At 67.2% G+C, this 14,022-nt stretch carries 26 protein-coding genes; all 26 read left to right on the forward strand.

The window, feature by feature from the left end:
• Window positions 1-241: 241 nt before the first annotated feature.
• The 26 genes from rpsL to ACF3NH_RS08555 all read left to right on the forward strand — a co-directional run bounded on the left by rpsL (window position 242) and on the right by ACF3NH_RS08555 (window position 13,961).
• Window positions 242-613 carry a 30S ribosomal protein S12 gene (gene rpsL, locus ACF3NH_RS08430; protein ID WP_099097356.1) on the forward strand — a complete coding sequence of 124 codons (372 nt, stop codon included), beginning with the start codon at window positions 242-244 and terminating at the stop codon, window positions 611-613.
• A gap of 13 nt (window positions 614-626) precedes the next feature.
• Window positions 627-1,103 carry a 30S ribosomal protein S7 gene (gene rpsG, locus ACF3NH_RS08435; RefSeq protein WP_198365207.1) on the forward strand — a complete coding sequence of 159 codons (477 nt, stop codon included), beginning with the start codon at window positions 627-629 and terminating at the stop codon, window positions 1,101-1,103.
• A 24-nt stretch (window positions 1,104-1,127) separates the two neighbouring features.
• Window positions 1,128-2,315, forward strand: a complete 1,188-nt coding sequence (tuf, locus tag ACF3NH_RS08440) for an elongation factor Tu (RefSeq protein ID WP_198365208.1) — start codon at window positions 1,128-1,130, stop codon at window positions 2,313-2,315.
• A 29-nt stretch (window positions 2,316-2,344) separates the two neighbouring features.
• Window positions 2,345-2,653 carry a 30S ribosomal protein S10 gene (gene rpsJ / locus ACF3NH_RS08445; RefSeq protein WP_007004401.1) on the forward strand — a complete coding sequence of 103 codons (309 nt, stop codon included), beginning with the start codon at window positions 2,345-2,347 and terminating at the stop codon, window positions 2,651-2,653.
• A 21-nt stretch (window positions 2,654-2,674) separates the two neighbouring features.
• A complete protein-coding gene (gene rplC, locus ACF3NH_RS08450) occupies window positions 2,675-3,361 on the forward strand; it encodes a 50S ribosomal protein L3 (protein ID WP_422922515.1) in 687 nt (228 codons plus the stop codon).
• An 11-nt stretch (window positions 3,362-3,372) separates the two neighbouring features.
• Entirely contained in the window at window positions 3,373-3,993 is a 621-nt protein-coding gene (rplD, locus tag ACF3NH_RS08455) for a 50S ribosomal protein L4 (protein WP_198365210.1), read from the forward strand.
• Between the two features lie 26 nt (window positions 3,994-4,019).
• On the forward strand, window positions 4,020-4,316 hold the full coding sequence (locus ACF3NH_RS08460; protein WP_422924745.1) for a 50S ribosomal protein L23: 297 nt from the start codon (window positions 4,020-4,022) through the stop codon (window positions 4,314-4,316).
• A 4-nt stretch (window positions 4,317-4,320) separates the two neighbouring features.
• Window positions 4,321-5,154 carry a 50S ribosomal protein L2 gene (rplB, locus tag ACF3NH_RS08465; RefSeq protein WP_422922516.1) on the forward strand — a complete coding sequence of 278 codons (834 nt, stop codon included), beginning with the start codon at window positions 4,321-4,323 and terminating at the stop codon, window positions 5,152-5,154.
• 5 nt (window positions 5,155-5,159) lie between these two features.
• A complete protein-coding gene (gene rpsS, locus ACF3NH_RS08470) occupies window positions 5,160-5,438 on the forward strand; it encodes a 30S ribosomal protein S19 (RefSeq protein WP_076958669.1) in 279 nt (92 codons plus the stop codon).
• 4 nt (window positions 5,439-5,442) lie between these two features.
• Window positions 5,443-5,847 (forward strand): 50S ribosomal protein L22, encoded by a 405-nt coding sequence (gene rplV / locus ACF3NH_RS08475; RefSeq protein WP_198365213.1) that lies wholly within the window; start codon window positions 5,443-5,445, stop codon window positions 5,845-5,847.
• 1 nt (window position 5,848) lies between these two features.
• Entirely contained in the window at window positions 5,849-6,526 is a 678-nt protein-coding gene (rpsC, locus tag ACF3NH_RS08480; protein ID WP_198365214.1) for a 30S ribosomal protein S3, read from the forward strand.
• 12 nt (window positions 6,527-6,538) lie between these two features.
• Entirely contained in the window at window positions 6,539-6,961 is a 423-nt protein-coding gene (rplP, locus tag ACF3NH_RS08485) for a 50S ribosomal protein L16 (RefSeq protein WP_198365215.1), read from the forward strand.
• A 4-nt stretch (window positions 6,962-6,965) separates the two neighbouring features.
• On the forward strand, window positions 6,966-7,172 hold the full coding sequence (gene rpmC / locus ACF3NH_RS08490; protein ID WP_198365216.1) for a 50S ribosomal protein L29: 207 nt from the start codon (window positions 6,966-6,968) through the stop codon (window positions 7,170-7,172).
• A 16-nt stretch (window positions 7,173-7,188) separates the two neighbouring features.
• Complete coding sequence (gene rpsQ, locus ACF3NH_RS08495; RefSeq protein ID WP_198365217.1) at window positions 7,189-7,482, forward strand: 30S ribosomal protein S17; 294 nt, start codon at window positions 7,189-7,191, stop codon at window positions 7,480-7,482.
• A 16-nt stretch (window positions 7,483-7,498) separates the two neighbouring features.
• Window positions 7,499-7,867 (forward strand): 50S ribosomal protein L14, encoded by a 369-nt coding sequence (gene rplN / locus ACF3NH_RS08500; protein WP_007004412.1) that lies wholly within the window; start codon window positions 7,499-7,501, stop codon window positions 7,865-7,867.
• Window positions 7,868-7,869: 2 nt separating this feature from the next.
• Window positions 7,870-8,190, forward strand: a complete 321-nt coding sequence (gene rplX, locus ACF3NH_RS08505) for a 50S ribosomal protein L24 (protein WP_198365218.1) — start codon at window positions 7,870-7,872, stop codon at window positions 8,188-8,190.
• On the forward strand, window positions 8,187-8,747 hold the full coding sequence (gene rplE, locus ACF3NH_RS08510) for a 50S ribosomal protein L5 (protein ID WP_422922517.1): 561 nt from the start codon (window positions 8,187-8,189) through the stop codon (window positions 8,745-8,747). Before rplX ends, rplE begins: the two co-directional genes overlap by 4 nt.
• Before the next feature lie 60 nt (window positions 8,748-8,807).
• Window positions 8,808-9,113: a 30S ribosomal protein S14 gene (gene rpsN / locus ACF3NH_RS08515; RefSeq protein WP_198365220.1), complete on the forward strand. Its 306-nt coding sequence runs from the start codon at window positions 8,808-8,810 to the stop codon at window positions 9,111-9,113.
• 9 nt (window positions 9,114-9,122) lie between these two features.
• Window positions 9,123-9,521 (forward strand): 30S ribosomal protein S8, encoded by a 399-nt coding sequence (rpsH, locus tag ACF3NH_RS08520; protein ID WP_198365221.1) that lies wholly within the window; start codon window positions 9,123-9,125, stop codon window positions 9,519-9,521.
• Window positions 9,522-9,534: 13 nt separating this feature from the next.
• Complete coding sequence (rplF, locus tag ACF3NH_RS08525; RefSeq protein ID WP_198365222.1) at window positions 9,535-10,071, forward strand: 50S ribosomal protein L6; 537 nt, start codon at window positions 9,535-9,537, stop codon at window positions 10,069-10,071.
• Window position 10,072: 1 nt separating this feature from the next.
• Window positions 10,073-10,435, forward strand: a complete 363-nt coding sequence (gene rplR, locus ACF3NH_RS08530) for a 50S ribosomal protein L18 (RefSeq protein WP_198365223.1) — start codon at window positions 10,073-10,075, stop codon at window positions 10,433-10,435.
• A gap of 12 nt (window positions 10,436-10,447) precedes the next feature.
• Entirely contained in the window at window positions 10,448-11,059 is a 612-nt protein-coding gene (gene rpsE, locus ACF3NH_RS08535; protein ID WP_198365224.1) for a 30S ribosomal protein S5, read from the forward strand.
• On the forward strand, window positions 11,052-11,252 hold the full coding sequence (rpmD, locus tag ACF3NH_RS08540; protein ID WP_198365225.1) for a 50S ribosomal protein L30: 201 nt from the start codon (window positions 11,052-11,054) through the stop codon (window positions 11,250-11,252). Before rpsE ends, rpmD begins: the two co-directional genes overlap by 8 nt.
• 1 nt (window position 11,253) lies before the next feature.
• Window positions 11,254-11,745, forward strand: a complete 492-nt coding sequence (gene rplO, locus ACF3NH_RS08545) for a 50S ribosomal protein L15 (RefSeq protein WP_422922518.1) — start codon at window positions 11,254-11,256, stop codon at window positions 11,743-11,745.
• Window positions 11,746-11,868: 123 nt separating this feature from the next.
• Entirely contained in the window at window positions 11,869-13,233 is a 1,365-nt protein-coding gene (gene secY, locus ACF3NH_RS08550) for a preprotein translocase subunit SecY (RefSeq protein WP_422922519.1), read from the forward strand.
• 80 nt (window positions 13,234-13,313) lie between these two features.
• The gene (locus ACF3NH_RS08555; RefSeq protein ID WP_198365228.1) at window positions 13,314-13,961 is read left to right on the forward strand and encodes an adenylate kinase; all 648 of its coding nucleotides are present in this window, start codon (window positions 13,314-13,316) and stop codon (window positions 13,959-13,961) included.
• The last annotated feature ends 61 nt before the right edge of the window (window positions 13,962-14,022 follow it).

Here is a 14,022-nt window from a genome sequence, read left to right on the forward strand (position 1 = left end):
CGGCGTGCTTGACTCATTGGGGGTCGGCGCGTAGGTTCCGCGCCCTCGACGGGGTCTTGTCCGCCATAGGGACATGGCCTGCGGAGTTCTGGACGACAGGTTCTGAGCAGCCGGCGCCGCCCTTTTCGGGCTGAGGCCGGAGGCGGGACAAGCCCGAAGGGTGGCGCGAAAGCGCTGCTTCCTCGGGCGATCTTGCTTGGCAAGGGGCCTGGGCGTTCGAAGAAGGTCACGAAGGGGCGTCATGCCGACGATCAATCAGCTCATCGCCACGGGGCGTGAGCCCAAGCCGAGCCGCAACAAGGTTCCGGCGCTGCAGGGCTGCCCGCAGAAGCGTGGCGTTTGCACCCGCGTTTACACGACCACGCCGAAGAAGCCGAACTCGGCTCTCCGTAAGGTGGCGAAGGTCCGCCTGGTGAACGGCCACGAGGTCGTCTCCTATATCCCGGGCGAGGGGCACAACCTGCAGGAGCACTCCGTGGTGCTGATCCGCGGCGGTCGCGTGAAGGACCTTCCGGGCGTGCGCTACCACATCCTGCGCGGCGTTCTGGACACGCAGGGCATCGCCAAGCGGCGCAAGCGGCGCTCGCTCTACGGCGCGAAGCGGCCGAAGTAAGGGATCAAGAGCGATGTCGCGTCGCCACAGCGCCGAGAAGCGCGAAGTTCTCCCCGATCCGAAGTTCGGTGACCTCGTGCTCAGCCGTTTCATGAACGTGCTGATGTACGACGGCAAGAAGAGCACCGCCGAGCGGATCGTCTATGCCGCCATGGACACGCTGAAGAAGCGGGGCGGTCCCAACAGCGATCCGCTGCGCCTGTTCCATGAGGCGATGGACAATGTGAAGCCGGCCGTCGAGGTGCGTTCGCGCCGCGTCGGTGGCGCCACCTATCAGGTGCCGGTCGAGGTCCGCCCGGAGCGGCGCCAGGCCCTGGCGATCCGCTGGTTGATCGAATCCGCGCGCAAGCGTGGCGAGCACACCATGGAAGAGCGGCTTTCCTCCGAGCTGATGGACGCGGCCAACAACCGCGGCACCGCCGTGAAGAAGCGCGAAGACACGCACCGGATGGCAGAGGCCAACAAGGCCTTCAGCCACTACCGCTGGTAACAGACCCGATCGGGAACGAAGACAATGGCGAAAGCTAAGTTTGAGCGGACGAAGCCGCACTGCAACATTGGCACGATCGGGCATGTGGATCATGGCAAGACGTCGCTGACGGCGGCGATCACCAAGGTTCTGGCGAAGTCGGGCGGTGCGTCGTTCACGGCGTATGACCAGATCGACAAGGCGCCGGAGGAGCGGGCTCGCGGCATCACGATCTCGACGGCGCATGTCGAGTACGAGACGGCGAACCGTCACTACGCGCATGTGGATTGCCCGGGCCACGCCGACTACGTGAAGAACATGATCACGGGCGCGGCGCAGATGGACGGCGCGATCCTGGTGGTGTCGGCGGCCGACGGCCCGATGCCGCAGACGCGGGAGCACATCCTGCTGGCGCGCCAGGTTGGCGTTCCGGCGCTGGTGGTGTTCCTGAACAAGTGCGACATGGCGGACCCCGACCTGCTGGAGCTGGTGGAGATGGAGGTGCGCGAGCTGCTGTCCTCCTACCAGTTCCCGGGCGACGACATTCCGGTGATCCAGGGCTCGGCGCTGATGGCGCTGGAGGACAAGAACCCGGAGCTGGGCGAGCAGGCGGTGCTGAAGCTGATGGAGGCGGTGGACGCCTACATTCCGCAGCCGGAGCGCCCGAAGGACCGTCCGTTCCTGATGCCGATCGAGGACGTGTTCTCGATCTCGGGCCGCGGCACGGTGGTGACCGGGCGCGTGGAGCGCGGCATCATCAAGGTCGGCGAGGAAGTCGAGATCGTCGGTCTGAAGGACACGACGAAGACGACGGTGACGGGCGTCGAGATGTTCCGCAAGCTGCTGGACAGCGGCGAGGCGGGCGACAACATCGGCGCGCTGCTGCGCGGCACGAAGCGCGAGGACGTGGAGCGCGGCCAGGTTCTGGCGGCGCCGGGCTCGATCAAGCCGCACTCGAAGTTCAAGGCGGAGGCCTATGTGCTGACGAAGGAGGAGGGTGGCCGTCACACGCCGTTCTTCACCAACTATCGTCCGCAGTTCTACTTCCGCACGACGGACGTGACGGGCGTGGTGACGCTGCCGGAAGGCGTCGAGATGGTGATGCCGGGCGACAACGTGTCGATGGACGTCGAGCTGATCGCGCCGATCGCCATGGACGAGGGCCTGCGCTTCGCCATCCGCGAGGGCGGCCGCACCGTCGGCGCCGGCGTCGTCGCCAAGATCAGCGCGTAACGGACGCGGGCAGAGATAGGCGCCAGACGATGGACAGCCAGAACATCCGCATCCGCCTCAAGGCGTTCGATCACCGCGTGCTGGATGGCAGCACGCGGGAGATCGTCAACACCGCGAAGCGGACCGGCGCGCGCGTGCGCGGGCCGATTCCGTTGCCGACAGAGATCGAGCGGTTCACCGTGAACCGCTCCCCGCATGTCGACAAGAAGAGCCGTGAGCAGTTCGAGATCCGGACTCATCGGCGTCTGCTTGATATCGTCGACCCCACCCCGCAGACCGTGGACGCGCTGATGAAGCTCGACCTCGCTGCCGGCGTGGATGTCGAGATCAAGCTCTAAGGCCCGGGGGAGCAATCTGCCATGGCCGCGAAGAATGGCCGTACCGGCCTGATCGCGAAGAAGCTGGGCATGACCCGGCTGTTCAACGACGACGGCTCCACCGTGCCCGTCACCGTGCTGCACCTGGACCAGGTGCGCGTGGTGGCCACCCGCACGGCGGAGAAGGACGGGTACGATGCGGTGCAGCTGGGCTTCGGCCTGGCCAAGCCGAAGAACGTCTCGAAGCCCAACAAGGGTCACTTCGCCAAGGCGGGTGTCGAGGCTCCGAAGAAGGTTGTGGAGTTCCGTGTGGCGGCTGACGCCCTGCTGGACCCCGGTGCCAAGCTCTCCGCGAATCATTTCGTGAAGGGCCAGATCGTCGACGTGACGGGCACCTCGAAGGGCAAGGGATTTGCCGGCGCCATGAAGCGCTGGAACTTCGCTGGCCTCGAGGCGACGCACGGCGTCTCGATCTCGCACCGCAGCCACGGTTCGACGGGTAACCGTCAGGATCCGGGCAAGACCTTCAAGAACAAGAAGATGGCTGGCCATCTGGGTGTTGAGCGCGTGACCACGCAGAACCTCGAGGTCGCCGGTTTCGACCTCGACAAGGGCCTGCTGCTGGTCAAGGGCGCGGTGCCTGGCGCGAAGGGCGGTTATGTGCTGGTGCGGGATGCGGTGAAGACCGCGCGCCACGCCGACGCGCCGTTCCCCGCGGCCGTGGCCTGAGGGTAAGGACGATGCAGGTTCCTGTCATCACGCTGGACAATGCCACGGCGGGCGAGATCGAGCTCCCCGAGGCGCTGTTCGCGGCTTCTCCCCGCGCCGACATCATGGCGCGCGTGGTGCATTGGCAGCTCGCCAAGCGCCGTGCCGGCACCCACAAGGTGAAGGGCATGGGCGAGGTCTCCGGCACCACCAAGAAGCCCTACCGTCAGAAGGGCACGGGCAACGCCCGCCAGGGCTCGCTGCGTGCGCCGCAGTTCCGCACCGGTGGTGTGGTGCACGGGCCTGTGGTCCGCGACCATGGCTATGCGCTGAACAAGAAGGTCCGTCGTCTGGGCCTGATCAGCGCGCTGAGCCAGAAGGCCGCCGAGGGCAAGCTGATCGTGCTCGACGCCGCGTCGCTGGGCGATGCCGCGAAGACCTCCGCCATGGCCGCCAAGGTCAAGGCGCTGGGCTGGAAGAGCGCGCTGGTCGTGGATGCGGCGGTCGAGGACGGCTTCGGCCGCGCGGTCCGCAACCTTCCGCACGTGAACGTCCTGCCCTCCATGGGCGCGAACGTCTACGACATCCTCAATCACGACGTTCTGGCGGTGACCCGCCAGGCCGTCGAGGCTCTGAAGGAGCGGCTGGCATGAGCGAGACCGCGACCAAGAAGCCCGTGATCTCGCGCGAGAAGATGTATCTGACCATCCTCGCGCCGGTCGTGACGGAGAAGGCCACCGGCCTCGCGGAGCAGCATCAGGTCACCTTCAAGGTGCCGCTCTCCGCGACCAAGCCGGAGATCAAGGCCTCTGTCGAGGGTCTGTTCGGTGTGACGGTTCTGTCCGTCAACACGATCCTGACCAAGGGCAAGACCAAGCGGGTGCGTGGCCGCGAGGGCCAGCGCTCCGACTGGAAGAAGGCGATCGTGCGCCTGGCCGAGGGCCAGAGCATCGATCTCACCACGGGGCTCGCTTAAAGCCATGGCGCTGAAGCACTTTAACCCGGTCACCCCGAGCTCGCGCGGGACGGTTCTCATCAACCGTTCCGAGCTGTTCAAGGGCAAGCCGGTCAAGCAGCTGACGGAGGGGAAGAACCACTCCGGCGGCCGCAACAATCACGGCCGCATCACGGTCCGGTTCCGCGGGGGTGGGCACAAGCAGACCTACCGCGTGATCGACTTCAAGCGGCGCAAGTTCGACGTGCCCGCGACGGTCGAGCGGCTGGAATACGATCCCAACCGCACGGCCTTCATCGCGCTGGTGAAGTACGAGGATGGCGAGCTCGCCTATATCCTCGCGCCGCAGCGCCTGAAGGTCGGCGACACGGTCGTGGCCGGCGAGCGCGTGGACATCAAGCCGGGCAATGCGATGCCGCTGGGCTCGATTCCGGTGGGCACCATCGTCCACAACATCGAGATGAAGCCCGGTGCGGGTGGCAAGATCGCGCGTTCGGCGGGCACCTATGCCCAGCTGGTCGGCAAGGACGCCGGCTATGCGCAGATCAAGCTGATGTCCGGCGAGCTGCGCCTGGTGCGCGGCGAGTGCATCGCCTCGATCGGCGCGGTGTCCAACCCGGACAACCAGAACCAGCATCTGGGCAAGGCCGGCCGCTCCCGCTGGCTGGGCCGCAAGCCGCACAACCGCGGTGTCGTCATGAACCCGGTCGACCACCCGCATGGCGGTGGTGAGGGCCGGACCTCGGGCGGCCGCCACCCGGTCACGCCGTGGGGCAAGCCGACCAAGGGTTACAAGACCCGCACCAACAAGCGCACGGACAAGCTGATCGTCCGTCGCCGCAACGTGACGAAGGGCTGACCGCGATGTCGCGCAGTGTCTGGAAGGGGCCGTTCGTCGACGGCTACCTGCTGAACAAGGCGGAAGCGGCCCGTGCCTCCACGCGCAACGAGGTCATCAAGATCTGGTCGCGTCGGAGCACGATCCTGCCGCAGTTCGTCGGTCTGACCTTCGGTGTCTACAACGGCAAGAAGTTCATTCCGGTTCAGGTTTCGGAGAACATGGTGGGTCACAAGTTCGGCGAGTTCTCGCCGACGCGGACCTTCACCGGGCATTCTTCGGACAAGAAGGCGAAGAGGGGCTAAGGCGATGAGCAAGCCGAAGCATCCCCGCCTGCTGGCCGAGACCGAGGCGAAGGCCGTGACCCGCAACATCCGGGTCTCGCCCTACAAGCTGAACCTGGTGGCCGGGCTGATCCGCGGCCGCAAGGCCCAGGACGCCGTGGCGACCCTGACCTTCTCCAAGCGCCGCATCGCCCAGACGGTGAAGGTGACGCTGGAGAGCGCGATCGCCAACGCGGAGAACAACCACCAGCTCGATGTCGACCGTCTGGTCGTCTCGAAGGTGGAGGTGGGCCGCGCGGTGGTCATGAAGCGCTTCCATGCGCGTGGCCGCGGCAAGGCGGCGCGGGTCGAGAAGTGGTTCAGCCATCTCTCGATCGTGGTTGCCGAGAAGCAGCCGGACGCCGCGCCGGCGCAGCAGGAGGCCGCGTAACATGGGTCATAAAGTCAATCCGATCGGGCTGCGGCTCGGCATCAACCGGACCTGGGATTCCCGCTGGTTCGCCGATGCCGACTACTCGCGCCTGCTGCATGACGACCTGAAGCTCCGCAACACGCTGAAGGCCCGCCTGAAGGGCGCCGGCGTGTCGAAGGTGGTCATCGAGCGGCCGGCGAAGAAGCCCCGCGTGACGATCCATGCCGCCCGCCCGGGCGTCGTGATCGGCAAGAAGGGCGCCGACATCGAGGTGCTGCGCAAGGACCTGGCGAAGCTCGCCGGGGCCGAGGTGGCGCTGAACATCGTCGAGATCCGCAAGCCCGAGATCGAGGCCCAGCTCGTCGCCGAGAGCATCGCGCAGCAGCTGGAGCGCCGCGTGGCCTTCCGCCGCGCGATGAAGCGCGCCGTGCAGTCCGCGATGCGCCTCGGCGCCGGCGGCATCCGCATCAACTGCGGCGGCCGTCTGGGTGGGGCGGAGATCGCGCGCATGGAGTGGTACCGCGAGGGCCGCGTGCCCCTGCACACGCTCCGCGCCGATATCGACTACGGCACGGCGACCGCGAAGACGACCTATGGCACCTGCGGTGTGAAGGTCTGGATCTTCAAGGGCGAGATCATGGCGCATGACCCGCTGGCGCAGGATAAGCGCGCGGCGGAGCAGGCTCCGCAGCGCTGAGGATAAGAGACAATGCTTTCCCCGAAGCGCACGAAGTTCCGTAAGGCGCACAAGGGCCGCATCAAGGGCGTGGCGAAGGGCGGGTTCACCCTGTCCTTCGGCGGCTTTGGCCTGAAGGCGCTGGAGCCGGAGCGGGTGACCGCCCGGCAGATCGAGGCGGCGCGCCGCGCGATCACCCGCGCCATGAAGCGTCAGGGCCGGGTGTGGATCCGCATTTTCCCGGACGTTCCCGTCTCCACGAAGCCGGCGGAAGTCCGCATGGGTTCGGGCAAGGGCGCGCCGGAGTACTGGGCGGCCCGTGTCAAGCCCGGCCGCATCATGTTCGAGATCGACGGCGTCTCCGTGGAGACGGCGCGCGAGGCACTGACCCTCGGCGCGGCGAAGTTGCCGATCAAGACCAAGCTCGTGACCCGCCTGGGCGCGGCGGAGGCCTGAGTCGATGACGAAGATCGTGGATGTCCGGACCAAGACCCCGGACGAGCTGAAGGCGATGCTGCTGGATCTGCGGAAGGAACAGTTCAACCTCCGCTTCCAGCGCGCGACTGGCCAGCTTGAGGCGGTTTCCCGCATCAAGGTGGTGCGCCGCGATATCGCCCGTGTTAAGACCGTCCTGGCCGAGCAGTCCCGCTCGGCCGCAAAGGCCTGACGAGGAGACCCCGGCTATGCCGAAGCGCGTCCTCACCGGGCGGGTGGTCAGCGACAAGATGGACAAGACCGTGACGGTCTTGGTCGAGCGTCGCGTGATGCATCCGCTCTACAAGAAGTTCATCCGGCGCTCGAAGAAGTACGCCGCGCATGACGATGCCAACCTGTGCAAGGAAGGCGACGTCGTGGCGATCGAGGAGTGCCGGCCGATCAGCAAGCGGAAGACCTGGCTGGTGATCGAGCGCAATGGCGCCGCGGTCGAGACGCCGGGCTTCGCCGCGGGCACGGCCCCGGCTGCGCCGCAGGCCTGAGGACGGTACCTGACCAATGATTATTGTCGAGTCCAACCTCGAGGTCGCCGATAATTCCGGTGCGCGCCGCGTGCAGTGCATCAAGGTGCTGGGCGGCTCCAAGCGCCGCACCGCCTCGGTCGGCGACATCATCGTGGTGTCCGTGAAGGAAGCGATTCCGCGCGGCAAGGTGAAGAAGGGTGACGTGCAGCGCGCCGTGATCGTGCGCACCGCCTATCCGGTGCGCCGGCAGGACGGCACCGCCATCCGCTTCGACCGCAACGCCGCCGTTCTGATCAACAAGCAGAACGAGCCGATTGGCACCCGTATCTTTGGCCCGGTGGTCCGTGAGCTGCGCGCGCGCAAGTTCATGAAGATCATCTCGCTGGCGCCGGAGGTTCTGTAACCATGGCCGCGAAGATCAAGAAGGGCGATCGCGTCCAGGTCCTCACGGGCAAGGACAAGGGCAAGCGCGGCGAGGTGCTGCGCGTGCTGACCGCCGAGGGTCGTGCCGTCGTGCAAGGCCTGAACATCGTGAAGCGCCATACCAAGCCGAAGGGCATGGGGCAGCAGGGCGGCATTGTCGAGAAGGAGGCGTCGATCGACCTCTCCAACATCGCCCTGATCGACCCGAAGTCCGACAAGCCGACCCGCGTTGGCTTCAAGGTGCTTGAGGACGGCAAGAAGGTCCGTGTGGCCAAGGCCTCCGGCGAGGTGATCGACGCATGAGCGAGGCGAAGGAACTGCCGCGCATGCAGCAGCGCTATGCTGAGCTGCTGCGCAAGCAACTGGTCGAGGAGTTCGGCTACGGGAACCCGATGGAGGTCCCGAAGCTCTCCAAGATCGTCATCAACATGGGCGTGGGCGAGGCCGCGGGCGACCAGAAGAAGCTGGACGCCGCGCTGGCCGATCTGACCGTCATCGCCGGCCAGAAGCCGGTCAAGACCAAGGCCAAGAAGGCGATCGCGGGCTTCAAGATCCGCGAGGGCCAGGCCATTGGCTGCAAGGTGACGCTGCGCCGCGCCCGGATGTACGAGTTCCTGGACCGCCTGGTCACCGTCGCGCTGCCGCGCATGCGTGACTTCCGCGGCCTGCCGGGCAATAAGGGCTTCGACGGCCGGGGGAATTTCTCCCTGGGCCTGAAGGAGCAGATCGTGTTCCCCGAGATCAGCTATGACAAGGTGGACGCGGTTCGCGGCATGGACATCGTGTTCGTCACGACGGCGAAGACGGACAAGGAAGCCAAGGCCCTGCTGAAGGGCTTCGACCTTCCCTTCGCCAACTGAGTTTGGAAAACCGCCCTGCGCCCCGGCGGGGGCCGGGCAGGTTCCGGAGGATTAGACCGCATGGCCAAGACATCGGCTGTCGAGAAGAACAATCGCCGCGCGCGACTCTCGAAGCTGCACACCGCCAAGCGCGCCGCGCTGAAGGCCACGATCATGGATCGTGCGCTGCCGGTCGAGGAGCGTTTCGAAGCGACGCTGAAGCTCGCCGAGCTGCCGCGCAACGGCGCCAAGGTTCGCGTGCGCCTGCGCTGCGAGCTGACCGGCCGCCCGCGTGGCAATTACCGCAAGTTCAAGCTGAGCCGTAACGCGCTCCGTGACCTGGCCTCGAACGGCCAGATCCCGGGTCTCGTCAAGGCGAGCTGGTAAGGGGGCCGCATGTCGCTGTCCGATCCGCTGGGCGATATGCTGACCCGCATCCGCAACGGGCACCGTGCCCGTCAGGCGCGTGTCACCTCGCCCGCTAGCCGCCTCCGCGCCGATGTGCTCGAGGTTCTGAAGCGTGAAGGCTTCATCCGCGCTTATCGCTCCGAGCAGGTCCGCCCGGGCGTGAGCGTGCTCGACATCGAGCTGAAGTATTCCGAGGGCGAGCCCGCCATCAAGGAGATCATGCGTGTCTCCAAGCCTGGCCGGCGCGTCTACTCCAAGATCAAGGAGCTGCCGAAGTTCTACAACGGGCTCGGCATTTCCATCCTCTCCACGCCGCGTGGCGTGATGAGCGACAACGAGGCCCGCGCTGCCAATGTTGGCGGCGAGGTCCTCTGCCGCGTGTTCTGAGGGAGGGGTCCGCATGTCTCGCGTTGGCAAGTACCCCGTCTCCGTTCCCGCCGGCGTCACCGTCGCGCTGAAGGATGGCGTCCTCTCGGCCAAGGGCAAGCTCGGCGAGCTGTCCCTGCCGCTGGTGACGGATGCCGTCGAGGTGAACGTCGAGGACAACCAGGTTTCGGTGAAGCCGCTCGGCTCCGACCGTCGCTCGCGCACGCTGTGGGGCACCACCCGCAGCCTGATCAACGGCATGGTCACCGGCGTTTCCACCGGCTTCTCCAAGTCCATGGAGATCACCGGCACGGGTTACCGCGCCGCGGTCCAGGGCAAGGAGCTGGTGCTGAACCTCGGCTACAGCCACGAGATCCGCTACGCGATCCCGGACGGCATCAAGATCACCACCGAGCGTCCGACCGCCATCAAGGTCGAGGGCGTGAACAAGCAGGTGGTGGGCCAGGTGGCGGCCGAGATCCGCGCCTTCCGCGGTCCCGAGCCCTATAAGGGCAAGGGCGTGCGGTACACGGACGAGGTGATCCTCCGGAAGGAGGGGAAGAAGAAGTAAGATGTCGAACAAGCTCTCTCTTCAGGAGCGGCGTCGCGCCCGTCTGCGCTTCCAGCTCCGGCTCAAGAGCGGCGGTCGGCCTCGGCTTTCCGTCTTCCGCTCTGGCAAGCACATCTACGCCCAGGTCATCGACGACAAGGAGGGGCGCACTCTCGCCGCCGCCTCCTCGCTGGAGAAGACGCAGCGCGAGAGCCTGCGGACCGGCGCGGATCGCGACGCGGCCTCGGCCATCGGCAAGCTGCTGGCCGAGCGCGCCATCGCGGCGGGGGTGACCGAGGTCGTCTTCGATCGCGGGCCCTACCTGTATCACGGCCGGGTGAAAGCCCTGGCGGACGGCGCCCGCGAGGGCGGGCTGTCGTTCTAAGGAGCACTGAATATGGCACGTGAACCGAGGAGCGGCGGCGGCGGTGATCGCGATCGCGGCCGCGGCAGGGGTCCGGAGCGCAACACCGAGCGTGAGCCCGGCGATGAGCTGAAGGACAAGCTGGTCACGATCAACCGCGTGGCCAAGGTGGTGAAGGGTGGCCGTCGCTTCTCCTTCGCCGCCCTGGTCGTGGTCGGTGACGAGAAGGGCCGGGTTGGCTGGGGCGCCGGCAAGGCGCGCGAGGTTCCGGAGGCGATCCGCAAGGCGACCGAGCGCGCCAAGCGGACCATGGTCCGGGTGCCGATGCGCGAGGGCCGCACCCTGCATCACGACGTGATCGGCGAGTTCGGTGCCGGCCGCGTGATCCTGCGTGCGGCACCGGCCGGCACCGGCATCATCGCCGGCGGTCCGATGCGCGCGGTGTTCGAGACGCTGGGCATGGGCGATGTCGTCGCCAAGTGCACCGGCACGACGAATCCGCACAACATGGTCAAGGCGACCTTCGCCGCCCTGACGCGCTGCACCAGCCCCCGGGCTGTGGCCTCGCGCCGTGGCAAGAAGGTCTCCGACCTGCTGGGCCCGCGCAAGGACGCGGAGCCGGCGCAGGAGGCTGCCAGTGTCTGAGACCAAGAAGACCGTTCGGGTGACGCAGATCGCGTCCCCCATCGGCCGCAAGCCCGGCCAGCGCGAGACGCTGATCGGGCTCGGGCTCAACAAGATCCGCCGCACGCGGGAGCTGGAGGATACTCCGGCCGTGCGCGGCATGATCCGCAAGGTCGCGCACCTGATCCAGGTGGGCGAGACCACGGAGAAGTGAGATGAAGCTGAACGAACTGCGCGACAATGACGGCGCGCGCAACAAGTTCAAGCGCGTCGGCCGCGGCATCGGCTCCGGCAAGGGCAAGACCTCGGGCCGTGGCGTCAAGGGTCAGAAGGCCCGCACCGGCGTGTCGCTGAACGGCTTCGAGGGCGGTCAGCTCCCGATCTACCGGCGCCTGCCGAAGCGGGGCTTCGTCAATCCGTTCCGCAAGGAATACGCGCCGATCAACATCGGCACCATCGACGCCGCCATCGAGTCCGGCCGCCTGCCGGCCGGTCAGGCGATCGATGAGGCGGCGCTGGAGGCGGCGGGCCTGGTCCGTACCGGCGCCAAGATCGCCGGCGTGCGCCTGCTGGCGCGCGGCGAGATCAAGCGCGCCGTGACGATCTCCGTGGCCGGCGCCTCCGCGGCGGCCATCGCGGCGGTCGAGGCGGCGGGCGGTTCCGTGACGGTGCTGGCTCCGGCCAAGGAAGAAGCGCCCGCGGCGTAACGCCTGTTGCGCCCCCCGCCTCGGGGGGGCTAGGTGATGCATCGACAGGGCTGGCAGCGGCGCCGCGGGATGAGCCCCCGGCGCCGCAGTCATGTGGCCCTTGGGACAATGAAGGGCGAAGCCATGGCGTCCGCCGCCGAACAGCTCGCGGCCAATCTCAATCTCGGCGTGCTGTCCAAGGCCACCGAGCTCAAGAAGCGCATCTGGTTCACGCTGGCCGCGCTGATCGTCTACCGCATCGGCACCTATGTGCCCGTGCCCGGCGTCGATGCCGGGGTGATGGCGGAGATCCTGCGCCAGCATGGCGGTGGCATCCTGGGCATGTTCGACATGTTCACGGGCGGCGCGCTGGGCCGCATGACGGTCTTCGCGCTCAACATCATGCCGTATATCTCGGCCAGCATCATCATCCAGCTGATGTCTGCGGCCGTGCCGACGCTGGAGGCCCTCAAGAAGGAGGGTGAATCCGGCCGCAAGAAGCTGAACCAGTACACCCGCTACCTGACGGTCTTCATCGCCATCTTCCAGGCCTATGGCATCGCCGTCGGCCTCGAATCGATGCAGGGACCGACCGGGCCGGCGGTCTACGAGAACGGCGCCTTCTTCCGCCTCTCCTGCGTGGTCACGCTTGTCGGCGGGACCATGTTCCTGATGTGGCTGGGCGAGCAGATCACCGCCCGTGGCGTCGGCAACGGCATCAGCCTGATCATCTTCGCCGGCATCGTCGCCAACCTGCCGCATGCCCTGGTGGCGACGCTGGAGCTGGGCCGCACCGGCGCGCTCTCGACCGTCTTCATCATGGCCTTCCTGGTCATCGCGCTGGCGGTCATCGCCTTCGTGGTCTTCATGGAGCGGGCGCAGCGGCGCATCCCGATCCAGTATCCGAAGCGCCAGGTCGGCAACCGCATGTTCGGCGGCGAGAACACCCACCTGCCGCTGAAGTTGAACACGGCCGGCGTGATCCCGCCGATCTTCGCCTCCTCCCTGCTGCTGCTGCCCGCGACCTTCGCCGGCTTCTCCGGCGACCAGACCGGCGAGGGCATCCTGGCGCGGATCGGCGCCGCCCTGGCGCATGGCCAGCCGCTCTACATGGGCCTCTATGTCGCCCTGATCATCTTCTTCGCCTTCTTCTACACGGCGGTGGTCTTCAACCCGACGGAGACGGCCGACAACCTGAAGAAGCATGGCGGCTTCGTGCCGGGCATCCGGCCCGGCCAGGCCACGGCGGACTATTTCGACCGGGTGCTGTCCCGCCTGACCGCGGTGGGCGCCATCTACCTCTGCGTCGTCTGCCTGCTGCCCGAGATCCTGATCAGCCAGTACGGCGTGCCCTTCTATTTCGGCGGCACTTCCCTTCTGATCATCGTTTCGGTCACCATGGACACCGTCGCCCAGGTCCAGTCGCATCTTTTCGCCCATCAGTATGAGGGGCTGATCAAGAAGGCGCGGATGGGAGGCGGCCGCGGCGGCATGCCGCGCCTGCGGTAGAAGGGTGCCCCCCCCGGGAGACTTTCCCGGGGGTGGTCAATGGAGTGGATGTTGCGCGTCATGGCGGGGATGGAGCGTTCATGAACCTGATTCTGCTGGGGCCCCCGGGGGCCGGTAAGGGCACCCAGGCGAAGCGGCTCGAGGAGCGGCACGGCATGGCCCAGATCTCGACCGGCGACATGCTGCGGGCCGAGGTGAAGAGCGGCAGCGAGATCGGCCGCCAGGCCAAGGCCATCATGGAGAGCGGCGGGCTGGTGCCGGACGCCATCATCACCGCCATGCTGGCCAACCGGGTTTCCCAGCCGGACGCCGCCCAGGGCTTCATCCTGGACGGTTTTCCCCGCACCACCCCGCAGGCCGAGGCGCTCGACCTGATGCTGCGGGAGAAGGGCATGCAGCTCGACCACGTCATCGAGCTGAAGGTGGATGACGGCGCCCTGGTCGAGCGGATCGCCGGGCGCTTCACCTGCGCGAGCTGCGGCACGGGTTACCACGACAGTTTCAAGCCCACTGCCCAGCCGGGCGTCTGCGATGCCTGCGGCGGCACGGAGTTCGTGCGCCGGGCCGACGACAAGGCCGAGACGGTGGCCGCCCGCCTGGAGGCCTATCACCGCCAGACGGCGCCGCTGCTGCCTTATTATGCGGCGCAGGGGAAGCTGCGGAGCGTGGACGGCATGGCCTCGATGGACGAGGTGTCCCGGCAGGTCGAGGCGATCCTCGCCCGCTAGGCTCTCGCCGGCCGGAGGCAAGCTCCGGCCGGGCCCCGCGCGGCAGCCGGCTTCCGCCTTG

The organism is Pseudoroseomonas sp. WGS1072, assembly GCF_049340465.1.
Taxonomy (GTDB): Bacteria; Pseudomonadota; Alphaproteobacteria; order Acetobacterales; family Acetobacteraceae; genus Pseudoroseomonas.